Genomic DNA, 12,068 nt, shown 5'->3' with positions numbered 1-12,068 from the left:
GCTCGGCCGGCGCTTCGCCGACGCCGCCGCGAGGCACCCCGACGCGGTCGCGCTGCGCTGCGAGGGCGAGACGCGGACCTATCGCGAGCTCGAGCAGCGGGCACGCCGCCTCGCCGCCGGGCTCGCCGCCCGCGGGATCGCCCCCGGGGACGTCGTCGGAGTCCGGCTCGCGCGGAGCATCGGGCTCTACGAGACCGTCCACGCGCTCGCGCTCCTCGGCGCGGTCTACCTGCCGGTCGACCCCGAGCTGCCGCCGGAGCGGATCGCGATGATGCTCGAGGACGCCTCGGCCGCGCTGGTGGTGAGCGATCCCGAGACGCTGGTCGGGGACGCCGTGCTCCGCGGTGTCCACGACGACGCCGACGCTCCGGCGTACCTCCTCTTCACCTCCGGCTCCACCGGACGGCCGAAGGGCGTGCTCGTCGGCGCGCGGGCGATCGACAACCGGCTCGCGTGGATGCAGCACCACCTCCCGCTCGCCCCCGGCGACGTCGTCCTGCACAAGACGCCGATCTCCTTCGACGTCTCGGTGTGGGAGCTCTACTGGCCGCTGCAGGTCGGCGCGTGCGTCGAGATCGCGCCGCCGGGAGCGCACCGCGACCCGCGGGCGCTGGCGCCGCTGCTCGACGGCGTGAGCGTCGTCCACTTCGTGCCGTCGATGCTGCGCGCGCTGCTCGCCGACCGGGTCGCCTGCGAGCGGGTCCGCGCCGGCGGCGGCGTGCGGCACGTCGTCACCTCGGGCGAGGCGCTCACCCCCGACCTCGTGCGCGGCTGCGCCGAGTGGCTCGGGGCGGCGCCGACCAACCTCTACGGCCCGACCGAGGCCGCCGTCGACGTCACGGTGTGGGACACGTCGGTCGACGACGCCGTCGTGCCGATCGGCCGGCCGGTCTGGAACACCACCTGCTTCGTCCTGGACCCGGCGGGCAGTCCCGTGCCGGTCGGCGCGGTCGGCGAGCTGTGGCTCGGGGGCATCCAGCTCGCGGAGGGGTACGCCGGCCGGCCCGACCTGACGGCCGAGCGCTTCGTCGGCACCGAGCTCGGGCGTCTCTATCGCACCGGCGACCTGGCCGCGTGGCGGCCCGACGGGGCGCTGCGCTACCTCGGCCGCACCGACGACCAGGTCAAGGTGCGCGGCCAGCGGATCGAGCTGGGGGAGATCGAGTCGGTGCTCGCCTCCGTGCCGGGCGTCGCCGGCGTTGTCGCCGGCGTCGTGGAGGACCGGCTGGTCGCCTGGTTCGCCGCTCGCGGCGGAGAGGCGCCGGTCGACGCCGAGGCGCTGCGCGAGGCGGCCGCGGCCGTGCTGCCGCCGGCCTGGGTGCCGGCGCACCTGATCGCGGTCGAGGAGATCCCCGTCGGGTCGAGCGGCAAGGCCGACCGGCGCACGCTGGCCCGGCTGCACCCGCCCAGGGCCGCCGAGGGACGCCCGCCCGAGACCCTGATCGAGCAGCGGCTCGCGCAGATCGTCGGCGAGGTGCTCGGCGCTCCGCCCGGATCCGCCGCGGTGCCCGTCGACGCGGACTTCTTCGACCTCGGCGGCGACTCCCTGCGGGTGCTCCACCTGCTCGCCGCGATCGAGGAGGAGTGGGGGGTCGAGCTGTCGCTCGGCGACGTCTTCGCCGGCCCGACGGTGGCCGCGCTGGTGCGCCTGATCGCGTCGGGGGCCGGTGGCGGCGGCGACTTCGCCGAGGTGCTCACGCTGCGGCCCGGGTCCCCGGGCGTCGCGCCGCTCGTGCTCCTTCCCCCGGCGGGCGGGCTCGGCTGGTGCTACACCGGACTGCTGCGCCACCTGCCCTCCGAGCTGCCGGTCCATGCGATCCAGGCGCCGGGCATCGAGGACGGCTCGCCCGAGCCGGTCGACTCGCTCACGGCGCTCGCCGAGCGCCAGCTCGCCACCGTCCGGCGGGTCGTGGGGGAGGGCCCGTTCCACGTCGCCGGCTGGTCGCTCGGCGGCATGGCCGCCCACGCCGTCGCGACGCTCGCCCGCTCGTCGGGCCAGGAGGTCGGCGCGGTGGTGCTGCTCGACGCCTACCCGCCCGCCCAGTGGGCCACGCTCGCCGAGCCGACCGAGGAGGACGCCCTGCTCGGGCTGCTCCGTCTCGGCGCGGCGACCGTCGCCGACGACGTCCCGCTGACGCGCGACGTCGTCGCCGCCGCTCTCCGCGACTCGGGCAGCGCCCTGGCCGCCCTGCCCGAGAAGGTCGTCGACGGCTGTGTCGCGTCGGTGCTCGAGGCCGCCCGGCTGGTCCGCACGCCGCTGCCCGGGGTCCTGCCCGGCAGGTGCACCCTGGTCGTCGCGACCGCTCCCCGTCCCGAGACGTGGCTCGACCCCGACGGCTGGCTCGCCCTCGCCGAGGACCCGGTCGACGTCGTACGCCTCGACGCGGCGCACGCCGACCTCGTCCGCCGGCCCGTGGTCGAGCAGGTGGCCGCGGCCATCCGGGCAGCCATGCCCGACTCGCTCGCCGTGCCCGGCTCCCCCGCCCGGTAACTGCTGGCGAACGGGCGCAGCTGGGTCTCTCGCCCGCGGTTCACCAGCAGTTGCGACCGCCCGGCTCGGCACCGCCCGGCTCGGCACCGCCCGGCTCGGCACCGCCCGCTCGCTGGGCGAACGCGGAAGGCCCCCACCCGATCGGGTGGGGGCCTTCGTGCTCGGTGAGCCGAGAAGGGCTACTTCTTGGACTTCGCGAGCGCGGCCTTCGCCTTCGCGAGGGCCTTCTTGTCCTTCTTCAGCTTCGCCTTGGCCTTGGTCAGCTTCTTCTTGAGCTTGGCCTTCTTGGCGCCCTTGGCCTTCTTGATCTGGGCCTTCAGCGCCTTGATGGTGGCGTTGTCCTTCGTGACCACCGCAGCCGCCTTGACCACCTTCTGCTCCGCCGGAGTCAGCGCGGGCGTCGACGGGGTCGGCGTCACGACGACGTCGGCGGCGGCCACCGTCACGGGCGCCGAGACCACGGTCTCGGTCCCGTGGTTCTCCAGCGTGCCGGTCACGGCCACCTGGAGGCTCTTGGTGGCGTCGTCGGCCACGGCGGTGTAGGTCGGCGACGTGGCGCCGGCGATGTCGACGCCGTCACGCTGCCACTGGTAGGCGAAGGCGGTGCCCTCGCTCCAGGTGCCCGGGTCGGCGGTCAGCGTCTGGCCGACCTTCGCGGTGCCGCCGATGGTCGGCGTGCCGGTGGTGAGGGCCAGCGGGGTGACCGTGACCTTCACGACGATCGAGCGGACCGTGTCACCCGTCTTGAGGCTGCCCGAGAGCAGGCGCAGGTAGTGGGTGTCGCCGACACCCCAGGCGAGCGACGCGTCGTTGACGTTGTCGGCCGACGGGAACGGCAGGTCGAGCGACCAGGTGCCCTCGGTGTCGGCCGCGGCGACGGCGTACACGCCGTTGACGGCCGCGTTGTCCTTGCTCGGGTTGGTCGCCTTGCCGCTCTTGGGCTCGGCCGCGCCGCCGTCGAGCTTCACGGCGAGCGTCGAGCCGCTCGTCGCGTCCTGCACCCGGAAGTTCGTCCCGGACACGTGGATGGTCTCGCCGTAGGCCACGCTCACGCTGAGCGGGGTCGTCGCCACCGCGCCGGTCGCGCCGGCGGCGGTCGGGTAGAGGACGTCGGTGCCGTTGATCGTCTCGATCCGCGGCGTGATCTTCCAGGCCCGGTTCTTGGCGCTGTTCGCCGAGTTCTTGTCGACGACGTAGGCGACGCCCTCCTTGGTCACCGTGACGTGGTTGGCCCGGGTGATGGGCAGCGCCGCGACCTTGGTGCCGTCGGTGTCGAGCACGGTCACCGAGGTGCCGCCGAAGTTGGTCACGTAGGCGAGCTTGTGGACCGAGTCGTAGGCGACGTTCAGCGCCTGCTGGCCGGTCGGCACGGTCTTGAGCAGCTCGCCGGTGATCGAGTCGGCCACGAAGACGGCGTTGTCGTTCTGGCTGGCGACGAAGATCCGGTGGTCCTCGTCGTCGTACGCGATGCCGGAGGCGCCGCGGCCGTTGCCCGCGGTCGAGTGGGCGCCGATCTCGATCAGCTTCACCGACGCGTCGAGCTCGCCGGACGCCGCGGCGGCCGACGTGGCGGCGGTGGCGGTGTCGATCACCGCGACCTTGTTGGTCGACAGGCTCGGGGAGACCAGCGTGCCGTTGTCCAGCGAGAGCGACACCGGGTTGAAGGTGCTGCGGGGACCGGTCTGGACGTCCTTGATCTTCTCGTAGGGCGTGCCGTCGCCGTCGTTGTCGCCGCCCTCGAAGACCGAGATGTAGCCGTTTCCGGACGCGCCCTCGCTGGCCGAGCTCACGAACACGACGTTGGTCTTCGGGTCGTAGACCGCGTCGCGCGGGTGGGTGATGGTGCTCGCGGGGTACTGCTTGAGCAGGGTGAGGTCGCTGGCCCGGTAGACCGCGACGCCGGTGGTGCGGGTGTTGGTCACCCACACGGTGCCGTTGACGTCGTCGACGCCGATGCCGTAGACCGGACGACCAGCCACGCCGTCCACGTCGGTGACGTCCTTCGGGTGCACGCTCTTGATCAACGCGAGGGTGTCCGGGTCGAGCTTGTAGAGGTAGCCGTCCTCGCTCGTCCCGGTGCCGCTGGCTGCCGTCGCGAAGAGGGCGTCCTCGGTCTCGCTGTACGCCGACTGGTAGAGGCCCTGGTAGAGCGCCGGGTCGTTGGCGTCGGAGGCCACGGTGAACCGGCCGGTGCCCGAGATGGTCTCGTCGGGGTAGACGGTCGTGGTGACGGAGTAGGCGATCGCGGCCGGCGCGTCCTGCGCGATGGTCAGCGTGGCCTGGCCGGGCGTGGTCGTGGACGCGATGGTGTAGGTCGCCGTCGCCACGCCGGAGTCGTTGGCGGTGAGGCCGCTGGCGACGGTCGCGTCACCCAGCTTGACCGAGGAGACGGTCGCGCCGTTGGGGAGGTTGCTCAGCGTGAGGGTGCCGGTGGCGCCGGGCTTCACGCCGGCGCTCCACGCGACGGTCGGGTTCACCGTGAGCGAGAGCGGGTAGTCGGCCGCGCCGGAGGTGCTGCGGTGGATGACGGGGGCGTACGTGCCGGCCCGCGTGCCGCTCGGCAGGTTGAGCCGGACGCTGGAGAAGGTGCCGCTCGCGGGGACGGTGTAGCTGCTCGCGGTCACGGCCGAGGAGCCGCTGCCGCTGGTGAACGTCAGCGCGGTGCTGCCCAGGTCGGCGGTGAGCTTCTCGCCGCCCGGGAAGCCGGAGCCGGTGAGGCTCGCGTACACGCTGGTCCCGCTGACCGTCACGGTCGGCTGGTTGATGGTGGGCGTCGTGGCGGGTGCGGCCACGGTGAAGTCGAGGTAGGCCGAGCGCGCGGGGCTGCCGTCGAGACCGGTCAGCACCCGCAGGTGGTGGGTCGTGCCGGCAGCCCAGTCGCTGTCGGTGACAGCCGGGTTGCTGTTCGTGGAGGTCGGGAAGGGGATGTCGGCCGACAGGGTGCCGTCGGCGGCCGCCGGGACCGCTGCCCACGCGTCCACGCTGGACGGGCTCTGGCCGGCGCAGGCGCCGGTGCCCTCGGCGGAGGTGGTCTGCTTGGTCGCCAGGGCGGTTCCGGTCGACCCCGAGCCGCTGCCCAGCTTGACGAAGATGCAGGAGCCGACGCCGGTCGACTTGGTCCAGCCGGTCCCGTCGATGTGGATCGCGCTGCCGGTGAAGACGTAGTCGCTGATCGTCGCGGTTGCGCCGGTGTCCGCTCCGGTGGTGAACACGGCGGAGCCCGCGTGGGCCGGACTCGCGGCCAGGGCCGAGAGGCCCAGAGCCGAGGCGAGGACGGCGGCGGCGGTCCGTCCGCCCCTCCTCACGATGGTGGTGGTGCTCATGACACTCCTGTGGTCAAGACTCCTGAGAGTCTCCTAAGTAAGGTGAGGTGACCCTAACTTAGGTCTGACAAAGTGTCGAACCCGGGGCGATGGTGGACAATCTCCGCCATGGCCTGGGGGAGTGACCGCGCACGCGAGACGGTGCGACGGCTGCAGGCCGACATCACCGCCGGTCGGTGGCCGGTCAACGGCCGGATCCCGACCGAGGCCGAGCTGGCGGCCGAGCTCGGCGTCGGGCGCAGCACGATCCGCGAGGCGATCCGCAGCCTGGCCCACCTGGGCCTGCTCGAGCCGGCGCCGGGGCGCGGGACCTTCGTCCGCTCGCTGAGCCCGGTGCGCGACGTGCTCTCCGACTTCGCCGCCGAGCACACCTGGTCCGACATCCTCGCCGTCCGCCGGGCGCTCGAGGTCCAGGCGGCCGAGCTGGCGGCCGACCGGGCCGACCCCGAGACCCTGGAGCGGCTGCGCGCCGCGCACCAGGCGGACCTCGACCACGAGGCCGGGACCGAGCGCGGGCGCGCGCCCGGCCAGTTCCACGCCCTGCTCGTCGAGCTGTCGGGCAACCGGCTCCTCGCCGAGCTCTACGCCGGCCTGGGCGCCGCGATCCGCGACGGCCTCAGCCGCGGCGCGATCGAGCCGGGAGAGGACGAGAAGGGCAGGCAGAGCGACCACGCGGCCCTCCTGGCCGCCATCGCCGCGGGCAACGCCCAGGCGGCGGCGACCCTCGCCGCTACGCATGCCGCGCGCGACCTCCGGGTCCGGGCCCAGCCGGAGGGCTGACGCGCGAGTTCAGCCAATCATCTGACAACTGTTAGGGTCGCCTCACCTAAGCAATCGTTGTCGGATGGATAGGTGCTCCCCATGTCTGCCCAGCTGCGCTCCGTCCTGGGCGCCCTGACCCTGATGACCGCCGCCGCGCTCGGCGCGTGCGGCTCGAGCACGGAGGCGACGGCCACCGGCCAGGCGTCCGCTGGAGCGACCCGTCAGGTCACCGACGTCGAGGGCGCCACCATGACGGTGCCCGCCGACCCGCAGCGCGTCGTCGCGCTCAGCGAGCCCACCCTCGACGGCGCGCTCGCGCTCGACGCCCCCCTCGTCGGCACCATCACCGGCCGTGGCCAGAGCACCGTCCCGAACTACCTCGCCGACCGGGCCGGCGACCTCCCGATCCTCGGCGGCGTCGCCAACCCCAACTACGAGGCCATCGCCAAGGCCAGGCCCGACCTGATCCTCGTCGACGGCACGAGCATCAACAACAACCCCGACGCGATCGAGATCCTCCGCAAGATCGCCCCCACCTTCTACGCCGGGTACGCCGGCGGCGACTGGCGCGCCACCTTCACCCTCGTCGCGGACGCGCTCAACAGGTCCGACGAGGCCGCGAAGGTCGTCGCGGACTACGACGCGAAGGTCACCGCTGCGAAGGCTCAGCTCGGGACGGCGTACGCGGGGAAGACGTTCTCGATCGTGCGCTGGCAGGGCGGCTCGGCCTCGCTGATCCTCAAGGAGCTGCCCGCCGGGATGGCGCTCGAGGACCTCGGCCTGGCGCGTCCGGCCGGCCAGGACAGGCGCGGGCGTGGCCACTCCGAGCCGGTGAGCCTGGAGAACCTCGACCAGATCGACGCCGACTACCTCTTCTTCGGCACCCTCGGCGGCTCCTCGCAGGACAACCCGGACGCGGGCGGGTCCAGCGACGCCTCGTCGGCGCAGAAGGCGCTGGCCGAGGCCGAGAAGGTGCCCGGCTTCTCCTCGCTGACGGCGGTGAGGGACGACCACGTCATCCCCGTCGACGGATCGCTGTGGACCTCGACGGGCGGACCGCTGCTGATGCAGGGCCTGGTCGCCGACGTGGTGAAGGCGCTCGGATGAGACGCGCTCGGATCCCGGTCGCGCTCCTCGCGATGCTGCCGGCGCTGCTCGCCGGCGCGCTCGGCGCGACCTCCTCGCCCGCCGCCGCCGCGACCTGTGCCGGCGACCCCACGATCACCGTCGCCGCGTCGGTCAAGCTGGGCGGCACGCTCCACCTCTCCGGCTCCGGCTGGTGCCTGAGCGACGGCTCCGGCGGGTCGCGGCTCGCGCTCAAGTTCGACGGCGGCGGCGCGATCAACCGGGTCGACACCCCCGTGGTCGCGGGCAAGCCCGACGTGTGGGCGCTGGTCGACGCCGCCGACGACGGCTCGATCGACGCCGACGTGCAGATGCCCGACGGCACCACCGCGACCTCCTCGCCCGCGCTCGCCACCGGCAGCCACACCTTCACCATCCTCACCGGCTCGCTGAAGACCGGCGACCAGGCCCGCAACGTGACCACCCCGTCCTTCGAGGTGCTCCCCGCCGACACCCCCGACGACGACCCGTCGACCTGGGGCACGCCGCTCAGCGCGGGCACGGCGAAGGCCTGGGTGCAGCGCTCGGTCACCACCACCGGCGCCGACGGCGGCACCCTCCGCGTCGCGGGCACCGGATGGCTCGCCTCCGGCGGAGGCCCGTCGACCATCGCGGTCAAGCTCAACGCGAGCGAGTCCACCCAGTTCGAGCGCGCCACCGACATCCAGCAGTCCGACCCGACGATCTGGGCGCTCTTCACCGCCGAGAGCGACGGCAGCTTCGACCGCGAGCTCGAGCTCCCGGCGGGACTGGCGGCGGGCGACTACCTCGCGGTCCGCCTCGCGAGCGGCAAGTTCGGCGCGGGCGACGTGCAGCGCTCCCTCGTCAGCCCGCTCATCGCGATCGACGGCACCACCTGGACCCAGCCCGACGAGGACGCCGACGTCACCTGCGCCCCCGCCTCGAGCGCCGTGACGGCCACCGTCGCCACCCACACCGTCCCGCTCGGGGGCACCGTCGTGGTGCGGGGCACCGGCTGGTGCAACGCGAACGCCGGCGGCTCGGTGATCGGCGTCAAGATCGACGACGGCGCGTACAGCCACCTCGACGACAAGGTCCACACCAACCGCACCATCTGGGCGATCGTCCGCGCCGACGCGGCGACCGGCAGCTTCACCGCCTCCATCGAGTTGCCCGACGGCACCACCGCGACCTCCACGCCGGCCCTGACCAACGGCGCCCACACGCTGCGCTTCCTCTCCGGCTCGCTCAAGTCCGGCGACCCGATCCGCTCGCTGTCGGCCGACTTCGTCGTCGGGACCTACCAGCCCAACGGCAGCCCCGACCCGCTCGCCGCCTCTGCCCTCACCGCGAGCAGCCGGCACGGCGTCACCGCGACCCGACTCAACGCGCACCGCCTGCGGGTCGTCGTCCCCGGCAGCCCCGCCGGCACGTGGGTCTTCCTCTCCGCGTACGTCGGCGACGGCTCGCCCCGCTACCCCTGGTCCGACCGCTGGGTCCGGCTGGACAGCCGTCACGGCGTCACCGTGGCCATCCCGAGGAAGGCGCCCACCGGGACCCTCCGCGTCGTCGTCCAGTCCGGGGAGGAGGGGGAGGTGGGCCGGCTGCTCGGCTGGGTCCGGACCACGCTGCGGCCCGCCGTGCTCGCCCCGACGTCGGCGACCGGCAGCGCGACGGCGGTCAGCCTGCCCGTCGCCACGCTCGTCGTCCCGGCACGGCCGGCGTCGTCGTACGCGGCGCTCGGGCGGCTCTCCCAGCACTCCGCCGCCGCCACCCAGGACGGCGCCGTCGTGACGCTGACCTTCCCGGAGGCCGCCCCGGCCCAGGCGCTCTTCCTCACCGTGTACGCCGAGGGCCGGGTGATCCCGGCCGGCTGGGTGACCGTCGACGACGAGCGCCGGGTCCGTGTCGACCTGGCCGCGCTCGGCGACGCGTCGTTCCGGATCGCCGCCCAGGCCCAGGACGGCGCGCTCGCCGGCTGGGTGCCGGTCCGGATCGGGAACGCCTCCGACGCCGACGCCGACTCCGAGGCGGCCGAGACCCAGGGCGACGCCGCGGCGACCGCGGGAGCCGCCACGGCCGCCCCCGTAGAGTCGCGCATCCGGGACGCCGCCGACGCGCCGTTCGTCTCCGACCTCGACGGCTGGCTGCTCGGGCTCGGCGCGCTCGTGCTCGCGGGCACCGCCACCACCCTGGGCGCCGCCCGCCTGATGAGGGGAGCCGCGTGATGCGACGGATCTCGCTCCTGATGCCAGGGCACGTCTCCTTCCCCGGCCGGCGCCTCCGAGCAAGGAGCCATGCCCCGGCCCTGCTGATGCTGCTGGCGCTCTCCGTCCTCGGCGCCGCTCCCGCACGCGCCGTGCCCGACGGCGGCGCCGGCGCCAACACGCCCGGGACGAATGCCTCGGTCAGCCCCCGCACGACGACCGCCGGCTCGACGATCCACTTCACCGTGAGCGGCTACCCCGCCGGCGAGGTGGTCTACATCAAGATCGACGACGGCAACTTCTGTGCCGCCAAGGGCGTCCACGGCGCCTGCGTCGTCCATCAGCAGCGGCTCTCCTCGAAGGGCACCGCGTCGGGCTCCTTCGTGCTCCCGGGCGACCTCGAGCCCGGTGCCCACTGGCTGCGCTTCCTCGCCAGCAAGGAGATGACCGACGCGTTCGGCAACTACCTCGGCACGAAGGGGTGGACCACCCGCAAGGGCGCCGACTTCACGATCGTCGCCGGCGGCTCCTCCTCCGGCAGCAGTACGACGTCCACGACCGACGCCACGACCGGTGCCACGAGCACGACCGGCGACACGGCGCTGGCCGCGGGACGGACGCTCGTCGTCCCCGCCCCTTCCCCGAGTGGGGCCTCCCCTCAGTCGAGTGGGGCCTCCGACGACGCGAGTGGGGCCTCTCCTCAGACGACGGGGGGCAGCGGCATGGACCCGTCGGAGAAGGCGTCCATCGAGGCCGCCGTGGAGGCGGCGCTCGCAGCCCCCACTCAGTCGGAGGCAAGCCCCCAGTCGGCGGGAGGGGAGGCCCCAGTCGGCGTTCCGTGGGTCGGCTCGGGCGGTCTGCTGGTCATGCTCCTCGCCTCCGCGGCCCTCGTCCTGCGCGCGCGGCAGCGCCGACGTGCCTGACCTCGGTCCGCGCGAACCCGGGTCTCGGTGGGGTGGGCGCCGGCTGCTCGTGCTCGCCGCCGCCCTCGGCGTCCTGGCCCTCGCGCTGCTGGCCAGCCTGACCTTCGGCTCCCACCGGCTCGGCGTGGGGGAGACGTGGCGGCTGCTGCTCGACCCCGACCACTCCACCGAGTCCGACGTCCTGCACGGGCTGCGGGTCCCGCGCACCGTCGTCGCGACCGTCGTCGGCGCCGCCCTCGCGCTCGCCGGCTCGGTGCTCCAGTCGCTCACCCGCAACCCGCTCGCCGATCCCGGCATCCTCGGCATCAACGCCGGCGCCGCGCTGGCGGTCGTGCTCGCGGTCGCGCTCACCGGTGCGACCGGCATCGGGTTCTACGTGTGGTTCGCGCTGCTCGGAGCCGGGATCGCGGCGGCCGGGGTGCTGGCCCTGTCCGGGTCGCGCTCCGCCGTACACAACCCCGCCCGGGTCGCCCTCGCCGGCGTCGCCGTCAGCGCCGCCCTCGCCGCGCTGACCCAGACCGTCATCCTCGCCGACCAGGAGGCGTTCAACGAGTTCCGCTACTGGGTCGCCGGGTCGCTCGAGGGCCGCGGCTGGCACGAGCTCGCGATCACCGGTCCGCTGATCGGGATCGGCGCGGTCGCCGCGCTCATCCTGGCCCCCGCGCTCAACGCGCTCTCGCTCGGCGACGACACCGCCCGCGCCCTCGGCGTGAGCGTCACCCGGGTCCGCACCCTCGGCCTCGTCGCCGCCGTGCTGCTGGCCGGAGGCGCGTGCGCCGCGGTCGGGCCGATCGGCTTCGTCGGCCTGGCGGTGCCGCTCCTCGCCCGCGCCCTCGTCGGCCACGACCAGCGCTGGATCGCCGTCGTCAGCGTCGTGCTCGGGGCAGCCTGGCTGCTGCTCACCGACACGCTCGCGCGGGTCGTCGTCGCGCCCCAGGAGGTCCAGGCCGGGGTGGTGGCCGCCATCGTCGGCGCCCCCGTCTTCCTGGCGATCGTCAGCCGGCGGAAGGTGCCGTCGCTGTGATGGTCACGCTGCGCCTGGCCGGCCTGTCGATCCGCTTCCGACGACGTACGGCGGCAGCCCTCGTCCTGCTCGCGCTCGCCGTCCTCGTGGCGGCCGTCGTGGGGCTCATGGTGGGCGACTACGGCCTCGGTCCGGGTGCGGTCTGGCGTGCGCTGACCGGATCGGCCGACGACCCGCTCGCCGCCTACTTCGTCAGGGAGCTCCGCGCGCCGCGCGTCGTCGCGGCGCTGGCGGTCGGCGCCGCGCTCGGCG

8 protein-coding genes are annotated in these 12,068 nt (G+C 74.1%); 7 read left to right on the top strand and 1 reads right to left on the bottom strand.

All coding sequences use genetic code 11. The features are described from left to right. Positions 1–2,491 (top strand): amino acid adenylation domain-containing protein (locus QM572_RS17255; RefSeq protein WP_415095209.1); only part of this gene is annotated, 2,491 nt, incomplete at its 5' end. 179 nt (positions 2,492–2,670) lie between these two features. On the opposite strand, the gene QM572_RS17250 is transcribed toward QM572_RS17255, so the two are convergent. Then, positions 2,671–5,814 (bottom strand): hypothetical protein, encoded by a 3,144-nt coding sequence (locus QM572_RS17250; protein WP_415095208.1) that lies wholly within the window; start codon positions 5,812–5,814, stop codon positions 2,671–2,673. Between the two features lie 108 nt (positions 5,815–5,922). On the opposite strand from QM572_RS17250, the gene QM572_RS17245 reads away from it, so the two are divergent. The 6 genes from QM572_RS17245 to QM572_RS17220 form a co-directional block, all read left to right on the top strand. Further along, positions 5,923–6,594, top strand: coding sequence for a FadR/GntR family transcriptional regulator (locus QM572_RS17245; RefSeq protein ID WP_415095207.1), 672 nt, complete (start codon positions 5,923–5,925; stop codon positions 6,592–6,594). 81 nt (positions 6,595–6,675) lie between these two features. Next, entirely contained in the window at positions 6,676–7,683 is a 1,008-nt protein-coding gene (locus tag QM572_RS17240; protein ID WP_415095206.1) for an ABC transporter substrate-binding protein, read from the top strand. Continuing rightward, on the top strand, positions 7,680–9,890 hold the full coding sequence (locus tag QM572_RS17235; RefSeq protein ID WP_415095205.1) for a hypothetical protein: 2,211 nt from the start codon (positions 7,680–7,682) through the stop codon (positions 9,888–9,890). The genes QM572_RS17240 and QM572_RS17235 overlap by 4 nt, the downstream gene beginning before the upstream one ends. Then, on the top strand, positions 9,887–10,792 hold the full coding sequence (locus QM572_RS17230; RefSeq protein WP_415095204.1) for a hypothetical protein: 906 nt from the start codon (positions 9,887–9,889) through the stop codon (positions 10,790–10,792). Before QM572_RS17235 ends, QM572_RS17230 begins: the two co-directional genes overlap by 4 nt. Beyond that, entirely contained in the window at positions 10,785–11,816 is a 1,032-nt protein-coding gene (locus QM572_RS17225) for a FecCD family ABC transporter permease (RefSeq protein ID WP_415095203.1), read from the top strand. Before QM572_RS17230 ends, QM572_RS17225 begins: the two co-directional genes overlap by 8 nt. After that, a partial coding sequence (locus tag QM572_RS17220; protein WP_415095202.1) for an iron chelate uptake ABC transporter family permease subunit occupies positions 11,816–12,068 on the top strand: 253 nt, incomplete at its 3' end. The genes QM572_RS17225 and QM572_RS17220, both read left to right, overlap by 1 nt.

The sequence above is a fragment of the Nocardioides sp. genome (genome assembly GCF_047607365.1).
Lineage (GTDB): Bacteria > Actinomycetota > Actinomycetes > Propionibacteriales > Nocardioidaceae > Nocardioides.
This window is presented reverse-complemented; position numbering and strand designations above follow the sequence as displayed.

Bases quoted from the DNA above. Each gene is read 5' to 3' on its own strand.
- QM572_RS17250 (WP_415095208.1), bottom strand. From the start codon at position 5,814: ATGAGCACCACCACCATCGTGAGGAGGGGCGGACGGACCGCCGCCGCC.
- QM572_RS17245 (WP_415095207.1), top strand. From the start codon at position 5,923: ATGGCCTGGGGGAGTGACCGCGCACGCGAGACGGTGCGACGGCTGCAG.
- QM572_RS17240 (WP_415095206.1), top strand. From the start codon at position 6,676: ATGTCTGCCCAGCTGCGCTCCGTCCTGGGCGCCCTGACCCTGATGACC.
- QM572_RS17235 (WP_415095205.1), top strand. From the start codon at position 7,680: ATGAGACGCGCTCGGATCCCGGTCGCGCTCCTCGCGATGCTGCCGGCG.